This is a genomic window from Kitasatospora sp. NPDC051170 (assembly GCF_044455705.1).
GTDB lineage: Bacteria > Actinomycetota > Actinomycetes > Streptomycetales > Streptomycetaceae > Kitasatospora.
In genome coordinates this window covers 1-22,695 of the sequence record NZ_JBITFA010000003.1, presented here as the reverse complement: position 1 = coordinate 22,695, position 22,695 = coordinate 1, and the positions used below count along the sequence as shown (strand labels likewise).

Genomic DNA, 22,695 nt, shown 5'->3' with positions numbered 1-22,695 from the left:
GCTGCCGCAGGGGCGGGGGCACGCCGAGCCCTCCGGGGAACGTCGAGGAACTCGAGGAACGAGGAGCAGGCCATGGCCACCAGCGCCACCAGCGTGCGGCACCAACCCCTGACCCCCTCGGGCGCGGGCGCCGCGATCGAACGCTGGACGCTCACCGCCGGCCCGTACGAGGCGAGCGTGCTCACCCTCGGCGCCACCCTGCACACCCTCAGCGCCCCGGACCGCTCCGGCGCCATCGCCCAACTGCTCCTCTCCACGGACGAGTTGACGCAGATCCTCGGCCCCGCCCGGCACTACGGCACCGTCGTGGGCCGCTACGCCAACCGGATCGACCACAGCTCCGTCACCATCGACGGCGAGGAGCACCCGCTCGCCCCCACCGGCGGCGGCCTCACCCTTCACGGCGGCCCGGACGGCTTCGCCAACCGGATGTGGACGGCCGAGCCCGTCGAGGGCGGCGTACGCCTGCGGCTGCACAGCCCGGACGGTGACCAGGGCTTCCCCGGCGCGATGGACGTCACCGTGACCTACACGCTGGCGGCGCTGGACGGCCCGGACGCCGGCTGCGAGGTGGTCATCGACTACCACGCCGTGACCAGCGGGCCCACCGTCGTCAACCTCACCAACCACGCGTACGTCAACCTCGCCGGCGAGGGCCGCGGCGACGTCCTCGGCCACCTGCTCACCCTGGACGCCGACGCCTACACCCCCACCGACGAGCGGCAGATCCCCTACGGGCGGACCGAACCCGTGGCCGGCACGCCCTTCGACTTCACCACGGCCACCCCGATCGGCAAGTCCCTGCACGCGGACCACCCGCAGCTGACCGGTCCCGGCGGCTACGACCACAACTGGGTGCTGCGCCCCCGCCCGGCCGACGGGAGCCCGGCCCGGGCCGCCCTGCTGGAGGACCCGGGCAGCGGCCGCACCCTGGAGGTGCTGACCACCGAGCCGGGCGTGCAGGTCTACACGGCGAACGGGTTCCAGGGCGCCGTCACGGGCGCGAGCGGCACCGCGTACGGCCCGTACGCCGGGATCGCGCTGGAGACCCAGCACTTCCCGGACTCCCCGCACCACCCGGAGTTCCCCTCCACCGTGCTGCGGCCGGGGGAGGAGTTCCGCTCGACGACCGTGCTGCGGCTGGGCGTCAACTAGGCCCCCTCTTCGGGTCTTGCAGGGCTTGCAGCCACGCAGGGTGGCGCGGCCGGGCCAGGGGACCGGGGGAAATCGGACGAACCGGGGCGCTTCGCCCTGCCGTCAACTACCGTGCGGCAACATCCAGGACACGCGGCTGTAACGATCCCCGTTTCTTGCAGAAACTTTCTGCAAGGACTTTCCGTCGATCTTTCGCCGCTGTTAACTTCCTTCCCGAGCCCGACGACAGCTTCGGTGCGGTCGGACGAGGCAGCCCATTATGCGCCTGCCTCCGAACCATCTCGGGCACCCCCACCCTCCCAAGGAGTTCTCATGCGGCGTGGCATCGCGGCCTCTGCCCTCGTTGTGGCCCTCGCGGTCTCGATGGCTGCCTGTGGCAGCAGCGGCTCCAGCTCCGACGGCAAGGCCGACGGGCCGGTCACCCTCACGTACTGGGACACCTCGAACGCCACCAACGAGGCGCCGAACTACAAGGAACTGGTCAAGAAGTTCGAGGCGGCCAACCCGAACGTCAAGGTCGACTTCGTCAACGTCCCCTTCGACCAGGCCCAGAACAAGCTCCAGACCGCCATGGGGGCCAAGGGCGCTCCGGACGTGTTCCGCTCCGAGGTCGGCTGGACCGCCGCCTTCGCCAAGGCCGGCTTCCTCGAGCCGCTCGACGGCACCCCGGCCGCCGCCGACACCTCCGCCTTCCAGCCCAGCCTCGTGCAGCAGGCCAAGTACCAGGGCAAGCTCTACGGCGTCCCGCTGGTCACCGACACCCTCGGCCTGATGTACAACAAGGACCTCTTCGCCAAGGCGGGCATCACCGAGGCGCCCAAGACCTGGGACGAGCTCAAGACCGACGCCGCCGCGATCAAGGAGAAGGCCGGCGTCGACGGCTTCTGGCTGAAGGCCGCGGACGGCTACTACGCGATGCCGTTCCTGTTCGGCGAGGGCACCGACACCGTCGACGCCCCCGGCAAGAAGATCACCGTCACCTCGCCCGAGGCCGTCAAGGCCGTCGAGACGTACAAGACGATGTTCACCGCGCCCGGCACCGCCAAGGCCGACGTCACCACCGACGCCTACGCCCACATGATGGACGCCTTCAACAGCGGCAAGGTCGCCGCGATCATCCAGGGCCCCTGGGAGATCACCAACGTCTACAAGGGCTCCGCCTTCGCCGACAAGAAGAACCTCGGCATCGCCGCCGTCCCCGGCGGCTCCGCCGGCAAGTCCGGCGCCCCCACCGGCGGCCACAACATCTCCGTCTACGCCGGCGCCGACAAGGCCCACAAGGCCGCCGCGGAGAAGTTCGCCGCCTTCATGACCTCCGCCGAGAGCCAGGCGTTCATCGCGCAGAAGAACTCCACCCTGCCGACCCGCTCCGACGCCTACACCGCCGAGGTCAAGGCCGACCCGGGCATCGCCGGCTTCCAGGCCATCCTCCCCAGCGCCAAGCCGCGTCCCGAACTGCCCGAGTACAGCTCGCTGTTCTCCTCCCTCGGCGACAACCTCGGCAAGGCCACCCAGGGCACCGGCACCCAGGACGCCCTGAACACCGTCGCCACCGACTACGCCAAGCTCCTGCCGGGCTTCGCCAAGTAGCCCCCACGAGCCCGGCCCGCCACCCCTACGGCGGGCCGGGCCCTTCGGCAACCCCGAGAACTCCGCGAGAAGGTGTGAAGATGTCAGTCGCCGTGCAGGGCGCCACCGGCAAGGGCAGCCGGGACCGCGAGCAGCGCCCCGGCCCGTGGGAACGCCTCAAGCGCTCCTACGCCAAGAACTGGTACGCCTACGCGATGACCGCCCCGGTCGTCCTGGTGCTCGGCGTCCTGGTGCTCTATCCCCTCGGCGAGGGCCTCTGGCTCACCCTCACCGACGCCAACAGCCTCAACATCGCCCGCACCATCGGCGTCAACGAGATCCCGGCCAGCTACGAGTACGTCGGCTTCCACAACTACGCCGACATCCTCTGGGGCCCCGGCTCCTACGACCGCTTCTGGTCCCACTTCGTGTGGACCATCGCCTGGACGGCGATCTGCGTCTTCCTGCACTACACCCTCGGCCTCGGCCTCGCCCTGCTGCTCAACAAGAAGCTGCGCGGCCGCTCCGTCTACCGGCTGCTGCTCATCCTGCCCTGGGCCGTGCCCACCTTCGTCACCGTCTTCTCCTGGCGCCTGATGCTCGCCGACGGAGGCGTCGTCAACGGCCTGCTCGGCGCCCTGCACCTGCCCGAGCCCGGCTGGCTCACCGACCCCTGGGCGCAGAAGGCCGCCGCCATCCTGGTCAACACCTGGGCCGGCGTGCCGTTCATGATGATCTCCCTGCTCGGCGGCCTCCAGTCGATCCCCGCCGAGCTGTACGAGGCCGCCGAGATGGACGGCGCCACGCCCTGGCAGCGCTTCCGGCACGTCACCCTGCCCGGGCTGCGCTCCGTCTCCTCCACCGTCGTCCTGCTCGGCGTGATCTGGACGTTCAACCAGTTCAACGTCATCTTCCTGCTGTTCGGCTCCGGCGCCCCCGACGCGCAGCTGCTCGTCACCTGGGCCTACCGCCTCGGCTTCGGCCAGATCCCCCGGGACTACGCGCAGTCCGCCGCGTACGGCGTGATCCTGCTGTCGATCCTGATCGTCTTCACCGCCTTCTACCGGCGCTGGCTCGCCCGCAACGAGCAGGCCAACGGCTGAGCCGCCGGACCGAGTCGACCTTACGAAGGCAGGAAACGCCCATGACCACCACCACCGAACTCCCCGCCCCCGCCCCGGCGAAGGCCCCGGCCGCCCGGCCCGCGAAGTACCGCCGACGCGGCGAGAGCAGCCCCCTGGCCCGCGCCCTCTCCCACGGCGTCCTGACCGTCGCCGGACTGATCGCGCTCTTCCCGGTGGCGTGGATCCTGTTCGTCTCCCTCGGCCCGGACAAGAACGACTACCTCCACCCGGGCAAGATCCTCGACAAGATCACCTTCGCCAACTACCAGCACGTGCTGTTCGACACCGACTTCTTCACCTGGTTCGGCAACGCCCTGCTGGTCTCCGGCGTCACCACCGTCTTCGGCGTCCTGCTCGCGGCCACCACCGGCTACGCCGTCTCCCGGATGAAGTTCCCCGGACACCGGCCCCTGATGTGGTCGCTGCTGCTCACCCAGATGTTCCCCATCGCCGTGCTCATCGTGCCGATGTACACGATGCTCTCCTCGCTCGGCCTGCTCGACAGCTACCTGGGCCTGATCCTGGTCTACTCGACCACCACCGTGCCCTACTGCGCCTGGCTGCTGAAGGGCTACTTCGACACCATCCCGGTGGAGATCGACGAGGCCGGCCGCGTCGACGGACTCACCCCGTTCGGCACCTTCTGGCGCCTCGTGCTGCCCCTGGCCCGCCCGGGACTGGCCGTCGCCGCGTTCTACTCCTTCCTGACCTACTGGGCCGAGGTGCCCTTCGCCTCCACCTTCATGCTCAGCTCCGACAAGTACACGCTGGCCGTGGGCCTGCAGACCTTCGTCAGCGAGCACGACGCCCAGTGGAACCTGATGGCCGCGACCGCCGTGCTGATCGCCATCCCCTCCGCCGCCTTCTTCTACCTGGTGCAGCGCCACCTCGTCACCGGCCTGACCGCCGGCGCCGCGAAGTCCTGACGCACCCGCACGCCCCGCACTCCTCCGATCCCGAGGGATACCGTCCATGACCCAGAACCTGGCCGACACCTCCCGGCCCGCCGCCGACGCGACCGCTCACGAGGCGAACGCCGGCGCGTCCAGAGGCTGGTGGCGGGACGCGGTCATCTACCAGGTGTACCCGCGCAGCTTCGCCGACTCCAACGGCGACGGCATGGGCGACCTGCCCGGCGTCCGCAGCCGCCTGCCCTACCTGCGCGACCTCGGCGTGGACGCCGTCTGGCTCTCGCCGTTCTACGCCTCCCCGCAGGCGGACGCCGGCTACGACGTCGCCGACTACCGCGCCGTCGACCCGATGTTCGGCACCCTCCTGGACGCCGACGCCCTCATCCGCGACGCCCACGCCCTGGGCCTGCGCATCATCGTCGACCTCGTCCCCAACCACTCCTCCGACCAGCACGAGTGGTTCCAGCGCGCCCTGCGCGAGGGCCCCGGCTCCCCGCTGCGCGAGCGCTACCACTTCCGCCCCGGCAAGGGCGAGAACGGCGAACTGCCGCCCAACGACTGGGAGTCCATCTTCGGCGGCCCCGCCTGGACCCGCACCGAGAACCCGGACGGCACCCCCGGCGACTGGTACCTGCACCTCTTCGCCCCCGAGCAGCCCGACTTCGACTGGGACAACCGCGCCGTCGCCGACGAGTTCCGCTCCATCCTGCGCTTCTGGCTCGACATGGGCGTGGACGGCTTCCGCATCGACGTCGCCCACGGCCTCGTCAAGGCCCCCGGCCTGCCCGACCTCGGCGGCGCCGACCAGCTCAAGCTGCTCGGCAACGAGGTCATGCCCTTCTTCGACCAGGACGGCGTCCACGAGATCTACCGCAGCTGGCGCCGGATCCTCGACGAGTACCCCGGCGAGCGCATAGGCGTCGCCGAGGCCTGGACCCCGACCGTCCAGCGCACCGCCAACTACGTGCGCCACGACGAACTCCACCAGGCGTTCAACTTCCAGTACCTGGGCACCGACTGGGACGCCGCCGCGCTGCGCGAGGTCATCGACCTCTCCCTCGACTCCATGCGCCCCGTCGACGCCCCCACCACCTGGGTGCTGTCCAACCACGACGTCACCCGCCACGCCACCCGCTTCGCCAACGAACCGGGCCTGGGCACCCAGATCCGCACCCCCGGCGACCGCGCCCTCGGCCTGCGCCGCGCCCGCGCCGCCACCCTGCTGATGCTCGCCCTGCCCGGCTCCGCCTACGTCTACCAGGGCGAGGAACTCGGCCTGCCCGACGTCACCGACCTGCCCGACGAGGTCCGCCAGGACCCGTCCTTCTTCCGCCAGGCCGGCCAGGACGGCTACCGCGACGGCTGCCGCGTCCCCATCCCCTGGTCCGGCACCGAGGCCCCGTACGGCTTCGGCCCCACCGCCGGCGGCCCCTCCTGGCTGCCCCAGCCCGCCGACTGGGCCCAGCTCAGCGTCGAGGCCCAGACCGGCGACCCGACCTCCACCCTGGAGCTCTACCGCAGCGCCCTCGCCCTGCGCCGCTCCCGGCCCGAACTCGGCGCCGGCACCGGGGTCGAGTGGCTGGACGCCCCCGAGGGCGTGCTCGCCTTCCGCCGCGGCACCTTCGTCTGCACCGTCAACACCACCGGGCAGCCCGTGCGCCTGGCCGCCCCCGGCGAGCTGCTCCTCGGCTCCACCGACCTGGCGGTCGAGGGCGGCGAGACGGTCCTCGCGCCGGACAGCACCGGCTGGTGGGCGGTCTGACGTGGGTGCAATAGGCTCTGGGCCCGTGACTACGGCGCGACTCTCAGACATCGCGGCGCAGGCGGGGGTCAGCGAAGCCACCGTCTCCCGCGTACTCAACGGCAAGGCGAACGTCTCGGCCGCCACCCGGCAGACCGTCCTGGCGGCCCTCGACGTGCTCGGCTACGAGCGGCCGACCCGGCTGCGCCAGCGCAGCGCCGGACTCGTCGGACTGATCACGCCCGAGCTGAGCAACCCGATCTTCCCCGCCCTGGCGCAGGTCATCGAGCAGGTGCTCAGCCGCCACGGCTTCACCCCGGTGCTCTGCACCCAGACGCCGGGCGGCTCCACCGAGGACGAACTGGTGGAGATGCTCGTCGACCGGGGAGTGGCGGGCATCGTCTTCGTCTCCGGCCTGCACGCCGACAGCACCGCCGACCACGACCGCTACGCCCGCCTCGCCGGGCGCGGCGTCCCGTTCGTGCTGATCAACGGCTTCAGCGAGCGGATCGACGCGGCGTTCATCTCGCCCGACGACCGGGCCGCGATGTGGATGGCCGTCCAGCACCTGGCCGAACTCGGCCACGAGCGCATCGGGTTGGCGATAGGCCAGCAGCGGTACGTCCCCGTGCTGCGCAAGATCGAGGGCTTCACCGCCGCGATGCGCGAGGTGCTGGGGTTCGGGGCCGAGGAGGCCGCGGGGCTCGTCCACCACACGCTGTTCAGCGTGGAGGGCGGGCACGCGGCGGCCGGCGCGCTGCTGGACAAGGGCTGCACGGCGATCGTCTGCGGCAGCGACATGATGGCGCTCGGGGCGATCCGGGCGGTGCGCCAGCGCGGCCTCGCGGTGCCGCAGGACGTCTCGGTGGTCGGCTTCGACGACTCGCCGCTGATCGCCTTCACCGACCCGCCGCTGACCACGATCCGCCAGCCGGTCGAGGCGATGGCCACGGCGGCGGTGGACGCGCTGCTGGAGGAGGTGGGCGGGAACTCCGCCCAGCGCGGGGAGTTCGTCTTCCAGCCGGAGCTGGTGATGCGCGGCTCCACGGGGGCGCGTACGCGCTGAGCCCCGGTACGGGAGGGCCCCCGGAGAGCGATCGCTCTCCGGGGGCCCTCCCGTCGTGCGTTCAGCCCTCCTGGGAGGTGGGGCGCTCGACCGTGAGGCGGTGGCCGTCCGCGGACTCACCGGTACGGGTCTCGGTGCGGCGGCCTCGGGCCAGGTAGTCGCGCAGGACGAGTTCGACGGCGTCCTGAGGGTTCTTGGTACCGGCGAGCATCATCACGTCGATCGCGAGATTGGCGTCGAGCGTGACGGTGACCTGGGCCATGGTGACTCCTCCTCGGGGTGCAGAGCAGCAGCATGCCCGTTGGCCCGGGGTTTGACCATGCGAATGCCGAAGCCCCCCGGGGAGAGTGGCAGGACTCTCCCCGGGGGGTCACCTCGGCGCTTCATCGGCGCCCGGTGTGCGTCAGACGCGGCCGGCGAAGTCCGGCGCCCAGTTGGCGACGGTCTGCACGCGCACGCCCGAGGACGGGTTGGCGGCCTCGACGTACTGGCCGCCGCCGATGTAGATGGCGACGTGGTAGACGCCCGAGTCCTGGCCGTTGTTGGACCAGAACAGCAGGTCGCCCGGCTGCAGGCTGTCCAGCGAGACGTGGGTGCTCGCGGCGGCCTGGTCGGCGGCGACGCGCGGGACGGAGATGCCCGCGGCGCGCAGCGCGGCCTGGGTCAGGCCGGAGCAGTCCCAGCCGCCGTTGCCGGTGCCGCCGTAGACGTACGCCTGGCCGACCTTCGACTGGGCGAAGGAGACGGCGGCGGCCATGCTGCCGGTGGCGGCCTGGGTCTGCTGGGCGGGGGCGGCGGGCTTGGCCGGCTTGGCGGCCTGCTCCTGGGCGGCCGGCTTGGCGTTCACGGTACCGCTGCCGGAGGAACCGCCGTTCGTGGAGCCGGACTTCTGGGAGCGGTCGAACCAGGAGAAGTCCGAGCCGGACTTGGCGGCGGTGCCGGCCTCGTCGAAGCTGAGCTTCTGGCCCGGGTAGATGGTGTCCGGGCCGTCGGTGAGGGTCGAGCGGTTGAGCTCGTACAGGTGCTGCCAGCCGCCGCGGACGTTGTGCTTGTCCGCGATGGTGGACAGCCAGTCGCCCTCGACCACGGTGTAGGCGCCCTGGGTGCCCTGGGCAGCCTGCGGGGCCTGCTGGGCGGGGGCCTGCGGCTGGGCCTTCTTCTGGGCCCAGGCGCCCTTGCCGCCCTGGGCGGGGGTCTGGGTCTGCGGCTGGGTCTGCGCCTGGGCCTGGTCCTGCGCGGGGGCGGCCGGCGCGGCGGGCTTCGCGGCGGGCTTGGCGGCCGAGGTGTCGACGGCCGGGGCGCCGCCGCCCTTGGTCAGGCCGGCCTGGACGGAGCAGACGGGCCAGGCGCCGGGGCCCTGCGAGGCGAGGACCTTCTCGGCGACGGCGATCTGCTGGTCCTTGGTGGCCTGGTTCGCCTGCGGGGCGTACGAGGTGCCACCGAAGGCGGCCCAGGTGCTGGAGGTGAACTGCAGGCCGCCGTAGAAGCCGTTGCCGGTGTTGATGCTCCAGTCGCCGCTGCTCTCGCACTGGGCGACCTTGTCCCAGGTGGCCACGGAGGCGGCGGAGGCGGTGGTGGTGGTGAGGCAGGGGATCGTGAGGCCGACGCCCGCGACGCCGAGGGCGGCGATCACGCGACGGGTGCGGCTGGACAGGCGGTTGCCGTTGGTGGGCAGCATGAAGACGCGGTCCTCTCCCACGCCTGCGAGGTGAGCTGTCGGATTCGGGCTGGAGTTGCCCGGCCGCGCGCTGCGCGGCTTCACCCCTAGCCCCTGGCCGTTCCGGAGAACGGCCGAGGGCGACTTACCTGGTTCCCCCGCTCCTGCCGTGGTGCGTTTCGCGCTGCCAGGTACATCCGACGGCAGGACTCGGCGTCGCGGATGAACTGGGTCCGTGTGGTTACGAACGGGGAGCACGTTAAGCAGACCGAACTTCAATCCGCAAATAGCTGTGATGTGCATCACGGGAAATCGGAAATTGCCGAATGGGCGCATTTCAAGATCGGAAATGATCGTTTATCGGCAAGGCGGCTTCGAATTCCCGGAACTGGCTCCGCCTCAGGTCGGGAGTGACGGAGCGTCGGAGCGCGGAGGGGGCGCGCCTTTCGTGCCGGGGGAGTGTCCAGGATGCGGGCGCCGGCTCATTTCCCGTATTCATCGACATTCGTCGACAAAAGAGACCAGAACGGACATTGCGCCCCCGTCGGTGCGCCGGAACCGGAAATGCGGAGGGGGCCCGGAACCGCCTTTCGGCCGTTCCGGGCCCCCTCCGAGGGCTCGCCGCGGGCTTCTCAGCCCTCCACGGGCGCCTGGGCGGCCGCGTGGGCGCCACGGGAGCCCTGGGAGGGCTCCGCGGACGCCTCGGCCTCGGCCAGGGCCTCCGGGGAGGGCGCGGGCAGCGCGGCCAGGTAGGTGGAGGCGATCAGCTGCCCCACGCTCGGGTACGCGCCCAGCGGGGCCGCCGACGGGCAGCCGGTCTCCTCGGCGGCCGTGGCGAGCAGCTCGGAGTCCGCCTCCGGGCCGATCACCAGCGGGGCCAGCGCCGGGCGCTGGGAGCCGGTCTCCTTCAGGTGCTCGACGGCGCCGGCCACCGAGCCGGGCACGTCCAGCGCGGCCGCGACGACCGGCACGGCCAGGCGCGCGGCGAGCAGCACGCCGGTGATGCCCGCGGCGGCCGCCGCCTCCTCGCCGCCGACGACGGTCAGCACGACCCCGTCCGCGGCGGTGGCGATGGCGAACAGCCGCGCCCGGTCGGCCCGGGCCAGCCCGGCCTCGGACAGCCGCACGTGCACGGCCTCGGCCAGCAGCGGGTGCGGGCCGAGCGCGTCGGTCACGCTCGCGCCGTACTCGGCGGCGACGGCGTGCAGGTCGGTCAGGAAGCCGTGCGCGCCCGGCACCAGCGGAACCACGACGGGCGTGGGCAGGCCCGCCTCGGCGGCCGAGGCCAGCAGCCCGGCGACGGTGTGCTCGCCCTCGGCCTCGGTGCCCTGGCCGGGGAGGTAGCCGACCGCCGTCTGGACGCCGTTCTGCTCGCTGCGCACGATCGAGAGGAGTTCCTCGACGACGGAGCGGGACTCGGGCCCTGCGGTCGCGGGCACGGCCAGCACCAGGGCCGGGCTGCCGGTGGGGATCTCGGGGCGCTCGGGACGGCGGTGGCGCCCCCGCGCACGGGAGCCTGGAGTACGGACGGGCAGTGGCGCGCCCGGGATGGCTGCGGTGCTCATGCCGGAGATCGTAGGACATCGCCCCGTCAGGCCCGCAGTCGGCTGCCGTACGCGCTGCCCGGGGGCGCGTCGGCGGGTCCGTGCGCCCGCCTCCACCGCCCGGGGAGGAAGGCGTCCAAAACGGACGAATCCCCACCGGGCCCCCGTGACCTGGAGTGCAGTCGTCTGACGCGACCGCAGGGGCCGGAAGTTGCACCGGTGGCGAGTGATGTGTTTCACAGCCCGGATGTGTGGACGAGCGGGTCTGACGCAGGGTCACGGTGGTGCGACTCCCGGCGTCCGAAGATCAACATTCAGCGGAGGGATGCTCACGGTCGGTGGCCGGGCCGCCACCGATTCCATCGGCTATGTCCGTTTACGCACCGTCAGGGGAAGGGTCCGTGAAGAGTTCGCGGCTGCCCGTGAAAGGGCTTGTGCACCTGCAATGTCCCGTGCTGATGCACGTGCACTGCGGCTATCATCACGTCAAGTGAGGCGTTGTGCCGGGCCGGTACGGGGCCGGTCCGTTCGTTCGGCGCGTGCCGGGAGCGCCGCGCTGGACGACAACTCCGGATCTCTTCGGGAGATTTCTATGCACGACTCGCAGGACAAGCACGGCTCCTACGGCCCCTACAACGGGATGGCCGCCACCGAACTCCAGGGGGTGGTCTGGCAGAAGAGCCTGCACAGCAACTCCCAGGGCAACTGCGTCGAGTTCGCGGCCCTGCCCGGCGGCGAGGTCGCGATGCGCAACTCGCGCTTCCCGGAGGGGCCGGCGCTCATCTACACCCGGGCCGAGATCGAGGCCCTGCTGCTGGGTGCCAAGGACGGGGAGTTCGACCACCTGGCGGTCTGACGGGGGCCGCCGCCACCTCATCTGGGGGCCGTCGTGGGTGCTGACACCACGACGGCCTTTGTCTTGTCCGGAGCCCGCCGCGGAGTCGTCCGCGGGGTCCTCACCGGGGCGCCTCGCGCCGCGTCGAAGGGCGGCGGGCAGAGCCGGGGCACTGCGTTCGGGTCGAGCGCCGCGTAAGGATCGCGCGGTCCGTACGGGTCGATCGGGTCGATCGGCTTGCGCGGGTTGTGCGGGTAGATCGGTCTGTACGGGTCGATCGGGGCGTACGGGCAGGGAGTCCCACGGCGCCCGGGGTGTGGTCCTCCCGGGGCCTCGCCACGACCGTCCGCACCTCGGACGGCTGCGCGTCCGGCGGTGCCGCGGTGTCGGCCTAGGCCGAACGACGGTGTCGTCCACCGAGTTCGGAGCCGCTCGCGGGCTCCGCCTCGAACATGGCCCAGACCACCTTGCCGCTGCCCAGGGGGTGCCAGCCCCAGGAGCGGCTGAACGACTCGACCAGGTGGAGTCCGCGGCCGGACTCCGCGACGAAGTCCGCCTCCCGGGCCACCGGTCCGACGTTGCTCGGGTCGCTGACCGCGCACACGACCTGCGGGGCGCGGTGGACCAGGCTTATTCGGATCGGCAGTCTGCCCGCGGCCGTCGGTTGTATGGGAAAGTCGACCTCGCCCGGGGCGCCGCCCGCAGGGTCGGGCCGTGCGCCGATCGCATGCCGAAGCGCGTTGGTGACCAGTTCCGAGGCCACCAGCGCGACGTCGTCGAACAGTTCCGTCAGATCCCAGCGGTCGAGAGCGGTTCTGACGAAGTCGCGCGCGGTTCTGACGGCTTCGTAGCGAGGCGCGAGCGTACAGGTGACCACAAGGGGGTCAACCGCCAAAGCCGTACCGGTGCTCATGAAGAGCTCCTCCCATAAGGGGGCGGACACGGCTGGACCCGCCGGGGTCATGCCGGTCACCTCCGACTCGCTCGGCCGCTCGGCCGCCCCCTCGACGACCAGGCGCGCGCGCACTCGAACGCCCGCCGGCGCGGGGGACGCCGTCGGCCGGGTGCACGGAGTCGCGCGTGGGGTCGACGCGGAGCCCGCGGGATTGCCAGGGATGTGCAGGTGCACGTGCACCATGGTGGTGTGCGCTCACTGCAGATGCAAGAGTGGATTCACGTGCAGTCGCACTATTGGCATATGCAAGCGCCGTTTGCACGTGCATCCTGGTGCGGGCAGTACAGAACTGATAGGAACATCCGTCAGTATCGGCACCGTGAGCGCTCAACTGATGGCAGACTGTGCGCTGTTTGCCCTAGGTGGAGGTTTGGACCGCATGACCACAGTTCAGCCGGGCGGCGGCTCGATGGTCCGCCGAATCCTCCTCGGCTCGCAGCTTCGCCGCCTCCGGGAGGCGCGCGGCATCACCCGCGAGGACGCGGGCTACGCGATCAGGGCCTCGGAGTCCAAGATCAGCCGCATGGAGCTCGGCCGCGTCAGCTTCAAGGAGCGCGACGTCGCCGACCTGCTCAGCCTCTACGGCGTCGAGGACGGCCTGGAGCGCGAGGCCCTGCTCGGGCTCGTCCGCGAGGCCAACAAGTCCGGCTGGTGGCACAGCTTCAACGACGTTCTGCCGGGCTGGTTCCAGACGTACGTCGGCCTGGAGGAGGCCGCCCAGCTGATCCGCACCTACGAGGTGCAGTTCATCCCCGGACTGCTGCAGTCCGAGGAGTACGCACGGGCGGTTTTCGGCCAGAGCCGGCCGGTCATCTCCGACGAGGAGATCGAACGGCGCGTGAGCCTGCGGCTGCGCCGCCAGAAGCTGCTGACCGAGGGCGCCAGCCCCCGGCTGTGGGCCGTGATCGACGAGGCGGCGCTGCGCCGGCCGGTCGGCGGGCCCAAGGTGATGCGCGGTCAGGTCCAGTACCTGATCGACGTCGCCGAGCAGGCCAACGTCGTCATCCAGGTCATGCCGTTCCGCTTCGGCGCGCACGCGGGCGAGTCCGGGGCGTTCAGCATCCTGCGCTTCCCCGAACAGGACCTGGCCGACGTGGTCTACCTGGAGCAGCTGACCAGCGCGCTCTACCTCGACAAGCGCGACGACGTCGACGCGTACGTCCAGGTCATGGAGCGGCTCTGCGTGGACAGCCTCACGCCCGAGCGCACGATAGACCTGCTGGCCTCGATCCTGAAGGAGCGCTGAGCCCCCAGGCCCTTCGGACCTCCGGGCTCACCGACCTCCCAGCCGCCCACCCGCCGTCACCCGCGGGCCGGCGGCCGTTCGCGTTCCGGGGGCAGCGGCTGCGGCGGCACGCCCAGCTCCCAGGAGAGGTCGTAGCGGCGGAAGAGGTCCGCCCGGATCGGTGCCAGGGAGAGCTCGGCGCCGGGCAGCAGCACGCCTATGCAGCCGCCCATCAGCGCGCTGCGCAGCACCGCGTGCTCGGCGATCGGGTCGGGTGCGCCCCAGTCGAGCAGCAGGCCCTGGAGGATCGCGCCCAGCTGCTGCTGCTCCGGGTCCTGGACGAAGGCGCCGGTGTCCGGGTCGAGGATCAGCGCGAGGTGGGAGCGCATCACCCGGGGGTGCTCCAGGGCGAGCGCGAGAACGGCGTCGATCGCGCGGGCCAGGCGGGCCTCCGGCGAGGCGCCGGGCGGGAGTTCGGCCAGTGACGAGGCCAGGGTCCGGTGCATCAGCCGGTGGGTGGCGGACTGCATGAGCAGCCGTTTGCCGTCGAAGTAGTACGAGAGCAACCCGCGTGCGAGCCCGGCGCGTTCGGCGATGTCGGTCAGCGTGGTGCCCGCGTAACCGCGCTGGTCAACGAGTTCGACGGTGGCCCGCATGATGCGCCGCCGGGAGCGTTGCCGCATCTCCTCATTGACCGAATCCCCGCGAGGTGCCATCGTGACTGCTCCGAACGTTCGTTGGCTCCGGGCCAATATACTGGCGGAGCCGGCTGGCGGACCGCGGAGGCGCTCCCGGGCGGTCGGCCGCACGAAGACTGCCGGCTCCACCAACACGGGGGTTTGGTGGAGCCGGCTCCGGGGGCGTGTCTTTCGGATCACGCCGGGCGGGCGGCCGGGGGTCGGCCGACGGGCGTTCGCCGCTCAGGAGTTGGAGAGGATCTCGGTCCGCGCCTCGGTCCGCGCCGCGGAGAGGTCCGGGGCCTGGTCGGCCTCGATCGAGGGCTCATCATAGTGGCGCTCCGGTGCGCTCCCGCCACCGCGGCGGCGGTCCACCAGGGCGCCCAGGGCGGCGATCACCAGGCCGACCAGTGCGACCGCCGTGACGAGCAGCAGCGCCGGGCGGTAGCCGTCCAGTTGGGCCTGCGGGCTGTCGCCGCCCGCGCTGCCGGCGGTGATCATCGCGGTGGCGCCGGCCAGGACGACGGCGGTGCCCACCTGCAGCGCGGTGTTGACCAGGCCGGAGGCCAGCCCCTGCTCCTCGTCGGCCACGCCGTTGGTGGCGGCGATGTTCACCGAGGGGAAGGCCAGCGCGAAGCCCACGCCGAGCAGCAGCATCGAGGGCAGCACCAGCACCGGGTAGGAGCTGTGCTCGTCCAGGCGCAGGAAGAGGGCGAAGGCGACGGTCAGCGAGAGCAGGCCGATCGGCAGCAGCCGGCTCGGGCCGAACCGGTCGATGACCGGGCCCATGAACGGGGCGGAGAGCGCGATCAGCGCGCCGGCCGGCAGCAGTCCGAGCGCCATCTGCAGGGCGGACCAGCCGAGCAGGTGCTGCAGGTAGAGGGTGACGACGAACTGGAAGCCGCCGTAGGCGCCCGCCATCGCGAAGGTGACGATGTTGGCGCGGGCGACCGCGCCGTTGCGGAAGATGCCGAGCCGCACGAGCGGGTGGGCGGCGCGGTTCTCCGTGATCAGGAAGGCCGTGATCAGGACGGCGACCACGGCGAGCGAGCCGAGGGTGCGCGCGCTCAGCCAGCCGGCGCCCTGCGCCTCGGTGACGGTGAAGACCAGCAGCAGGACGGCCGCGGTGCCGGTGATCGCGCCGAGCACGTCGTAGCCGCCCTTCTCGCGCTCCTCGACGCGGCGCGGGAGCAGCCGGACGGCGAACGCAAGCGCCACCAGCGCGACGGGGACGGGCATCAGGAAGGTCCAGCGCCAGCCGACCTCGGTGAGCAGGCCGCTGAGCACCAGGCCGAGCGAGAAGCCGGAGGCGGCGCAGGTGGTGTAGATCGACAGCGCGCGGTTGCGGGCGGGGCCCTCGGCGAAGGTCGTGGTGATGATCGACAGGCCGGCCGGGGCGGTGAAGGCGGCGCTGACGCCCTTGAGGAAGCGGGCGGCGATCAGCAGCCCGCCGTCGTCGACGAGGCCGCCGATCAGGGAGGCGGCGGCGAAGGCGCCGAGCGCGACGAGGAAGACGCGGCGGCGGCCGAGGAGGTCGGCCGCGCGGCCGCCGAGCAGGAGCAGGCCCCCGTAGCCGAGCACGTAGCCGGAGACCACCCACTGGAGGGTGGAGGTGGACAGGTGCAGTTCGGAGCCGATGGACGGCAGGGCGACGCCGACCATGGAGACGTCCAGGGCGTCCAGGAACATGGCGGCGCAGAGCACGATCAGGGTGCCCCAGAGGCGGGGTGTCCAGCTCTGCCCGCTGGTTGACGAGGCGTCGGGTGAGGTGACGGTCGCGGTGGTCATGGGGAGGACAGTACATGCACATGCATCCAATGCAAATGAATTAGATGTGAACGCATAAAATTCATGTGCACGTGCTACCGTGGCGGAGTGGCTGAACTCGACGTTGCTGGACTCGACTCCCCGGCCCAGGCCGCCCTCGTCGCGCAGTGGCGCGACCTGCTCGCCCGCCATGCCGCCGCCTCCTGCGCCCTCGACCGCGAGCTGGGGGAGAAGTACGGGCTGGGCATGAGCGAGTTCGAGGTGCTGGAACGCCTGGTGCAGGCGTGCGACGAGGACGGCTCGCACCTGCGGGTCAGCGACCTCGCCCCCACCGTCCACCTCAGCCAGAGCGCGCTGTCCCGGCTGATCGCCCGGCTGGAGAAGCACGGGCTCGTCACCCGCTCGATGTGCGAGCTCGACCGGCGGGGCGTGGTGATCACCCTCACCGAGAGCGGACGCGGGCGCTACGAGCTGGCCCGGCCGCTGCACCGCGAGGTGCTCGGGCGCACCCTCGGCGGGGCGCCGGCGCCCAAGGGCTGCTCCGGCTGACGGTTCTTCGGCGCTTCAGCGCTTCAGGTCTTCAGCTCTTCAGGTCTTCAGCTCTTCGGGACCTTGGATCGTCAGGGCTTCACAGCAGCGAGCCGAGCCCCGGCGCGACCGCCAGCAGGACGGCGGCCGCCGGGGCGCACAGCGCCACCACGGTCAGCCGCAGCCGGTGCGGGACGGTCAGCCGCGGACGGCCCGCGAGCAGCCGGTCCACCCGCTTCGGCGACTGCGCCAGCCCCGGCGGACACGAGCCGAACACCCCGCGGTCCAGGTTCATCTCGGCCAGCGCCAGAGCGGTGGTGTGCCGGCCGTGACGCCGCGCGGCCCGGTCGTCGGCCGCCAGCTCCACCAGCTCCTCCACCTGGTCCCGGAACTCCCGGAACACCCCGACACCGGGAAAGCCCGAGGCGAGCGCCCGGGCGAACTGCTGCAGCCAGTGGTGCCGCGCCCGCACGTGCCCGCGCTCATGGCTGAGCACCGCCGCCAGCTCCCGGTCGGTCAGCTGCCGCATGGCCCCCGTGGTGACCACCAGCCGGGAGTCCGGCCCCGGCAGCGACCACGCCTCCGGCCGTACGCTCTCCAGCACCACCAGCCGCTCCCGGCGACCGCGGGCGGCATCGATCGACTCCGGCAACTCCGGCGCCCGGCTCGCCAGTTGGGCACGCCTGCGGGCCCGCGTCGCCTTCGCCGCACGGACCTCCCGGGTGAGCGCCAGCACCGTCTGCACCGCACCCGCCGCCAGCACCGCGGCCGACAGCCGACCCCACCCCTCCGCGTCCTGCAACCCGTACGCGGCCTCCACCCCGTACGGCGCCCCCCGGAACACCAGGGCACGCAACTCGGGCAGGGCGGCGGAGGCGGCCAGCAGCAGACCCAGCGCACAGCACAGCAGCACCGCCACCACCAGGCACTGCCACACCAGCAGCGCCAGCACCGGTTCACGCTCCACCCAGCGCGCCCGGGCCAGCAGCCGGGGCACGACGGTCGAGAGCAGAAGTCCGAGCAGCAGCAGGCCGATCAGGGCAGTCATGGCAGGGGCTCCCCGAGTACGCACGGAACGCGACAGCGCGCTCCCCGCCAACCTATGCTCCGGCGACGCCCGGTGGAACGGCTTTCGACGCCCCAGTGACCAACGCCACGCACCACAAAGGCCGTTGGCACACCCACCTCCGACCGGCCCACAGACACCGCCGTCGGGCGAGCCCCGGAGCCCGGCGGCCCCTCACATGGTCAGCAGCATCGCGAACATGCCGATCCCCATCGTCAGCCGGCACGCCTGCGGCAGCCCCGCCGTGCCCACGGCGAGCGACCCGGAGGGCGTGCGCAGCAGCCGGGTGCCGGTGCGCAGCGAGTAGGCGCCGAAGTAGAGCAGCAGCAGGCCCGTCAGCACCGGAGTGCCGAGCGAGGCGGCCGCATGGTGGTGGCCGCCGGGGGAGGCCGCCATCGCGAGCGCCGTGTACGTCATCGCGAGCGCTCCCACCGCGTGGTGCAGCCGATGCGCGCGACCCGCCGGGCCGTACACGGCGGCGAGCAGGAAGGCGACGGCCGGCAGGCCGAAGACCCACGCCCACACGGCGGCCGGCACGGCGGCGCCCGCGAGCGCCATCCCGGCCATGCCGAGCCCCATCAGCGCCTCGGCCGCGTCCGACTCCCGGGCCAGGCGCCCGGGGTCCGTCTTCGGGCGCCCGCCCGCGGGCGCCCGAAGACGGACCCCGGGGGCGACCACCGGACAGGGCGGGCGCCGCAGCCGGGTGAGGCAGTGCGTCCCGGCGGCGGCGGTGAGGAGGGCGAGGAGCCAGTTGACCAGGACAGGTCCGTGCAACGGAAGCCTCCCGGGGCGGTCGTTGTGTCCACGATCACCGCCGGGCCCCCGGCCCGGCCAGGGCGCGTACGGGGGCGCACTGTGGTGACCACCGTGGTGAACCCCCGCCACGCACGCCCGAGCGGTCGCCTCGCCCCGGTTTTCCCCGGTGGCGGCGGCCCACCGCACGCGGCATGGTCGGCGTAACGGGACCCGCCCCGACCCCCCTCCCACAGGACGATTCACGGCCTCACGGGTGCCGCGCCGGAGCATTGTCCGTCCGACCCCTCTTGAACAGGAGAACCTTTCGTACTTATGGTGTCCTCGTCGAAATAACTCCTGTCGAAGTGAGTCCACGATGCAGAATCTTTCGCCAAGGCTCGCTACGGCGGCCGACGCCCCGGTCTCGACCCTCGCCACCCACCCGGCCTGGCTGCGCCTGAAGGAGGCCGTCGAAGCACTGCGCCCGCTGCAGTCCAAGGACGGCTCCATCGACCTGTCCACGGTCCAGCGGCAGACCGTCGACCCCCTGGTCGACACCGTTCGCGCCGCCGTCGCGGAACTGGCCCCCCTGTTCCCCCACGACGCCGCCTACCTCGCCGCCGTCGACGCCGACCTCGCGAAATGGGCCGACACCGGCTACCGGGAACCCGACTTCCTGGACTCCCTGCTCGCCTTCCAGCCCGCCGACCAGCGCGAGGACGGGCTCGAGCACCTCGTCGTCTTCGCGATGTACACCCAGAACGGCAACCCGAACCGCAACCTGGAAGCCGTCCTGCTGCGCGTCGTCTGGCCCGACTGGCTGGCCGAGCTCGAGAGCTCGCGCTTCGACAACCCGATGTTCGTGCCGATCACCTTCACCGACTTCACGGCCGGCTACGACACCAACTCCGCCGTCCTCTTCCCCGAGACCGTCGCCGTGCGCAAGGCGCCGGAACGTTTCACCTGGGGCGGCATCTTCTGCGACCGCGAGGCCGCCCGCTTCCGCGCCGTCACCACCAGCGCCGTCCGCCAGCTCGGCCTCGACATCCCCGCCGACGCCGAGGGCCTCCTCCAGGACCAGCAGCGCGCGCAGGAGACCTTCGTCCTGTGGGACCTCGTCCACGACCGCACCCACAGCCACGGCGACCTGCCGTTCGACCCCTTCATGATCAAGCAGCGCAGCCCGTTCTGGATGTACGGCCTCGAAGAGCTCCGCTGCGACCTCACCACCTTCAAGGAGGCGGTGCAGCTGGAGACCGAGGGCAACCCCCACGCCCGCGACGTCCAGTACGCCGTCCTCTTCGACCGCCTGTTCCGCTTCCCCGTCAGCGGCGACCGCGTCCGCAACTACGACGGCATGGGCGGCCAGCTCCTCTTCGCCTACCTCCACAAGCACGACGCCCTGCGCTGGCGCGACAACCGCCTCAGCATCGACTGGGACCGCGCCCCGCAGGTCACCAACGCGCTCTGCGCCGAGATCGAGACCCTCTACCGCGACGGCATCGACCGGCCCAAGCCGGCCCACTGGATCGCCGCCTACGAGCTCGTCTCCCGCTACCTCACCCCGCACCCCGCCTCGAACTGGGCCAAGGGCCCCGAGGCACTGCCGCTCGACATCACCGACGGCAAGGCCCTCAACAAGGCGCTGTGCGACGCCGTGCTCCCGGACGAGTTCCCGCTGAGCATGTTCTACGAGGCCCTGTCCAAGAAGCTCGGCGGCGTCATCGCCGCCACCGCCGGCATCACCGGCACCGGTATCCAGGGAGCCGCCGCGTGACCACCTCCACCTCCACCAAGCTGGCCGGCAAGGTCATCGCCGTCGCCGGCGCCAGCGGCCCCGCCGGGCGCGCCGTGCTGCGCCGCCTCGCCGCCGACGGCGCCACGGTCATCGGTGCCGACATCGACGTCCAGCGCCTGGAGTCCGCCCTCGACGCCACCCGCGTCGCCGTGCGCGGAGCGAAGGTCAGCGGCCAGGTCATCGACCTCCTCGACCCGCAGGAGGTCCACGACTGGGCCGACCACCTGGAGGCCGAGCACGGCCACGTCGACGGCGTCTTCCACCTCGTCGGCGGCTGGCGCGGCAGCAAGACCTTCTTCGACAGCCGCCTCGACGACTGGGACTTCCTGCACGACACCGTCGTGCGCACCCTCCAGCACACCTCCCTGGCCTTCCAGCCCGCCCTGGTCCGCAGCGAGGCCGGCCGCTACGCGATGATCTCCGCCGCCGCCGCGCACAAGCCCACCGCGGGCGGCGCCGCCTACGCCGCCGCCAAGGCCGCCACCGAGGCGTGGACCCTCGCCATGGCCGACTCCTTCAAGAAGGAGACCACCTCCCCGGACGGCGAGCCCACCGCCGCGGCTGCGATCCTGGTCATCAAGGCGCTGGTCAGCCCCGAGATGCGGGCCGAGAAGCCCGAGGCCAAGTTCGCCGGCTTCACCGACACGGCCGACCTCGCCGACCACCTCGCGGACCTCTGGGACCGCCCCGCAGCAGAACTGAACGGACAGCACCTGTGGCTGACAGCCCGATGACCGACCCCACCCGCACGGACGCGGTACGACGGCACGACCCCGCCGTGCGCGGCTTCGCGAGCGACAACTACTCCGGCGTCCACCCGGAGATCCTCGCCGCGATAGCCCTCGCCAACGACGGCCACCAGGTCGCCTACGGCGAGGACGACTACACCGAGCACCTGCAGGACGTCTTCCGCCGCCACTTCGGCGACAAGGCCGAGGCGTACCCCGTCTTCAACGGCACCGGCGCCAACGTCGTCGCCCTGCAGGCCCTGCTCCCGCGCTGGGGCGCCGTGGTCTGCGCCGAGACCGCCCACATCAACGTGGACGAGGGCGGCGCACCCGAGAAGATGGGCGGCATCAAGCTGCTCACCGTCCCCACCCCCGACGGCAAGCTCACCCCCGAGCTCCTCGACCGGCAGGCCTGGGGCTTCGGCGACGAGCACCGCGCGCAGCCGCTCGCCGTCTCCATCACCCAGAGCACCGAGCTGGGCACCCTCTACACCCCCGACGAGATCCGCGCGATCACCGAGCACGCCCACCAGCTGGGCATGCTCGTCCACGTCGACGGCTCCCGGCTGTCCAACGCGGCCGCCTCCCTCGGCCTGCCGCTGCGCGCCTTCACCACGGATGTGGACGTCGACGTCCTCTCCTTCGGCGGCACGAAGAACGGCCTGCTGTTCGGCGAGGCCGTGGTGGTGCTCAACCCCGAGCGGGTCCGCAACATCAAGTACCTGCGCAAGACCTCGATGCAGCTCGCGTCGAAGATGCGCTTCGTCTCCGTCCAGTTCGAGGCGCTGCTCTCCGGCGACCTCTACCTTCGCAACGCCGGCCACGCCAACGCGATGGCCAGCCGGCTCGAGGCCGCCGTCCGCCAGATCGACGGCGTCGAGGTCGTGCGCCCGGCCCAGGCCAACGCGGTCTTCGCGATCCCCCCGCGCGAGGTGAGCGAGCGCCTTCAGAAGCGTTACCGCTTCTACTTCTGGAACGAGCACACCGGTGAGGTGCGCTGGGTCTGCTCCTTCGACACCACGGAGGCCGACATCGACGCCTTCGCGGCGGCGATCGTCGAGGAGATGGGCCGCGCCTGACGGCTCGTGAGTCGTGGATCGCCCCCGTCCGGATGCCCGGGCGGGGGCGATTTGCATGTGGCGGGCCCGTCCCCGTACAGTTCCGGAGTCGCCGCGGGAGACCGGGGCAACAAGGCGGAAAGTGAATCCGATGAATGAAACTCCGGAAAACGGAGCGGAAAACATCTGATAAGCTGGAAACACGAAAGAACGAAGCGCCCGGAGGGCCCGCTGGAAGGCGGCTCGAAGGAAGCGTCCGTTCCTTGAGAACTCAACAGCGTGCCAAAAGTCAACGCCAGATATGTTGACATCCCCGGCCTCGATCGTCTGATCGGGGTTGGAGATTCCTTTTGAAATAAACACTAGCGAGGACGCAGTGCGCGGGATCACCCTATTCCGGTGGTTGCCGTGCCGCTCAACGCGGGTGTGGACCGGCGCTTTTAATTAAGCACAGCCGGGAGACATTCACGGAGAGTTTGATCCTGGCTCAGGACGAACGCTGGCGGCGTGCTTAACACATGCAAGTCGAACGGTGAAGCCCTTCGGGGTGGATCAG

General features: G+C 71.5%; 20 protein-coding genes, 1 rRNA gene and 1 riboswitch. Of the genes, 13 read left to right on the top strand and 8 right to left on the bottom strand.

Annotated elements, in window-relative coordinates; translation table 11 throughout:
* Positions 1–72: 72 nt before the first annotated feature.
* The 6 genes from ACIBCA_RS07185 to ACIBCA_RS07160 all read left to right on the top strand — a co-directional run bounded on the left by ACIBCA_RS07185 (position 73) and on the right by ACIBCA_RS07160 (position 7,566).
* Positions 73–1,155, top strand: coding sequence for an aldose epimerase family protein (locus ACIBCA_RS07185; protein ID WP_396281842.1), 1,083 nt, complete (start codon positions 73–75; stop codon positions 1,153–1,155).
* A gap of 312 nt (positions 1,156–1,467) precedes the next feature.
* Positions 1,468–2,745, top strand: coding sequence for an extracellular solute-binding protein (locus tag ACIBCA_RS07180; protein WP_396281841.1), 1,278 nt, complete (start codon positions 1,468–1,470; stop codon positions 2,743–2,745).
* A gap of 80 nt (positions 2,746–2,825) precedes the next feature.
* Positions 2,826–3,827 (top strand): carbohydrate ABC transporter permease, encoded by a 1,002-nt coding sequence (locus ACIBCA_RS07175; RefSeq protein WP_396281840.1) that lies wholly within the window; start codon positions 2,826–2,828, stop codon positions 3,825–3,827.
* A gap of 41 nt (positions 3,828–3,868) precedes the next feature.
* Positions 3,869–4,774, top strand: a complete 906-nt coding sequence (locus ACIBCA_RS07170; protein WP_396281839.1) for a sugar ABC transporter permease — start codon at positions 3,869–3,871, stop codon at positions 4,772–4,774.
* Between the two features lie 46 nt (positions 4,775–4,820).
* The gene (locus ACIBCA_RS07165) at positions 4,821–6,521 is read left to right on the top strand and encodes a glycoside hydrolase family 13 protein (protein WP_396281838.1); all 1,701 of its coding nucleotides are present in this window, start codon (positions 4,821–4,823) and stop codon (positions 6,519–6,521) included.
* 25 nt (positions 6,522–6,546) lie between these two features.
* Positions 6,547–7,566, top strand: a complete 1,020-nt coding sequence (locus ACIBCA_RS07160; protein WP_396281837.1) for a LacI family DNA-binding transcriptional regulator — start codon at positions 6,547–6,549, stop codon at positions 7,564–7,566.
* A gap of 61 nt (positions 7,567–7,627) precedes the next feature.
* Here ACIBCA_RS07160 and ACIBCA_RS07155 read toward each other — a convergent pair whose 3' ends face one another.
* The 3 genes from ACIBCA_RS07155 to ACIBCA_RS07145 all read right to left on the bottom strand — a co-directional run bounded on the left by ACIBCA_RS07155 (position 7,628) and on the right by ACIBCA_RS07145 (position 10,788).
* Positions 7,628–7,828: a hypothetical protein gene (locus ACIBCA_RS07155; protein WP_396281836.1), complete on the bottom strand. Its 201-nt coding sequence runs from the start codon at positions 7,826–7,828 to the stop codon at positions 7,628–7,630.
* Between the two features lie 141 nt (positions 7,829–7,969).
* A complete protein-coding gene (locus ACIBCA_RS07150) occupies positions 7,970–9,265 on the bottom strand; it encodes a transglycosylase family protein (protein WP_396281835.1) in 1,296 nt (431 codons plus the stop codon).
* Positions 9,252–9,417, bottom strand: a riboswitch (cyclic di-AMP (ydaO/yuaA leader). It overlaps the preceding gene by 14 nt.
* 438 nt (positions 9,418–9,855) lie before the next feature.
* Positions 9,856–10,788: a hypothetical protein gene (locus ACIBCA_RS07145; protein WP_396281834.1), complete on the bottom strand. Its 933-nt coding sequence runs from the start codon at positions 10,786–10,788 to the stop codon at positions 9,856–9,858.
* Between the two features lie 571 nt (positions 10,789–11,359).
* Between ACIBCA_RS07145 and ACIBCA_RS07140 the strand changes: the two genes are divergently transcribed.
* A complete protein-coding gene (locus ACIBCA_RS07140) occupies positions 11,360–11,623 on the top strand; it encodes a DUF397 domain-containing protein (protein WP_396281833.1) in 264 nt (87 codons plus the stop codon).
* A gap of 370 nt (positions 11,624–11,993) precedes the next feature.
* Here ACIBCA_RS07140 and ACIBCA_RS07135 read toward each other — a convergent pair whose 3' ends face one another.
* Complete coding sequence (locus ACIBCA_RS07135) at positions 11,994–12,515, bottom strand: ATP-binding protein (protein WP_396281832.1); 522 nt, start codon at positions 12,513–12,515, stop codon at positions 11,994–11,996.
* 421 nt (positions 12,516–12,936) lie between these two features.
* Here ACIBCA_RS07135 and ACIBCA_RS07130 point away from each other — a divergent pair, with 421 nt between their 5' ends.
* A complete protein-coding gene (locus ACIBCA_RS07130; RefSeq protein WP_396281831.1) occupies positions 12,937–13,803 on the top strand; it encodes a helix-turn-helix domain-containing protein in 867 nt (288 codons plus the stop codon).
* 56 nt (positions 13,804–13,859) lie between these two features.
* On the opposite strand, the gene ACIBCA_RS07125 is transcribed toward ACIBCA_RS07130, so the two are convergent.
* Both ACIBCA_RS07125 and ACIBCA_RS07120 read right to left on the bottom strand, forming a co-directional pair.
* Positions 13,860–14,465, bottom strand: a complete 606-nt coding sequence (locus ACIBCA_RS07125; protein WP_396281830.1) for a TetR/AcrR family transcriptional regulator — start codon at positions 14,463–14,465, stop codon at positions 13,860–13,862.
* A 237-nt stretch (positions 14,466–14,702) separates the two neighbouring features.
* Complete coding sequence (locus tag ACIBCA_RS07120; protein ID WP_396281829.1) at positions 14,703–16,247, bottom strand: MFS transporter; 1,545 nt, start codon at positions 16,245–16,247, stop codon at positions 14,703–14,705.
* Positions 16,248–16,334: 87 nt separating this feature from the next.
* Between ACIBCA_RS07120 and ACIBCA_RS07115 the strand changes: the two genes are divergently transcribed.
* A complete protein-coding gene (locus tag ACIBCA_RS07115; RefSeq protein WP_396281828.1) occupies positions 16,335–16,775 on the top strand; it encodes a MarR family transcriptional regulator in 441 nt (146 codons plus the stop codon).
* Between the two features lie 79 nt (positions 16,776–16,854).
* Here the strand turns inward: ACIBCA_RS07115 and ACIBCA_RS07110 are convergent, their stop codons facing one another.
* Together ACIBCA_RS07110 and ACIBCA_RS07105 are read right to left on the bottom strand one after the other, a co-directional pair.
* On the bottom strand, positions 16,855–17,802 hold the full coding sequence (locus ACIBCA_RS07110; RefSeq protein WP_396281827.1) for a M56 family metallopeptidase: 948 nt from the start codon (positions 17,800–17,802) through the stop codon (positions 16,855–16,857).
* A gap of 192 nt (positions 17,803–17,994) precedes the next feature.
* Positions 17,995–18,594 carry a DUF5134 domain-containing protein gene (locus tag ACIBCA_RS07105; protein ID WP_396281826.1) on the bottom strand — a complete coding sequence of 200 codons (600 nt, stop codon included), beginning with the start codon at positions 18,592–18,594 and terminating at the stop codon, positions 17,995–17,997.
* A gap of 337 nt (positions 18,595–18,931) precedes the next feature.
* Between ACIBCA_RS07105 and ACIBCA_RS07100 the strand changes: the two genes are divergently transcribed.
* From ACIBCA_RS07100 to ACIBCA_RS07085, 4 genes are all read left to right on the top strand, one after another.
* On the top strand, positions 18,932–20,332 hold the full coding sequence (locus ACIBCA_RS07100; protein WP_396281825.1) for a DUF6421 family protein: 1,401 nt from the start codon (positions 18,932–18,934) through the stop codon (positions 20,330–20,332).
* Complete coding sequence (locus ACIBCA_RS07095; RefSeq protein ID WP_396281824.1) at positions 20,329–21,087, top strand: SDR family NAD(P)-dependent oxidoreductase; 759 nt, start codon at positions 20,329–20,331, stop codon at positions 21,085–21,087. The genes ACIBCA_RS07100 and ACIBCA_RS07095 overlap by 4 nt, the downstream gene beginning before the upstream one ends.
* Positions 21,084–22,160, top strand: coding sequence for a threonine aldolase family protein (locus ACIBCA_RS07090; protein WP_396281823.1), 1,077 nt, complete (start codon positions 21,084–21,086; stop codon positions 22,158–22,160). Before ACIBCA_RS07095 ends, ACIBCA_RS07090 begins: the two co-directional genes overlap by 4 nt.
* Before the next feature lie 443 nt (positions 22,161–22,603).
* A 16S ribosomal RNA gene (locus ACIBCA_RS07085) occupies positions 22,604–22,695 on the top strand; the annotation flags it as partial.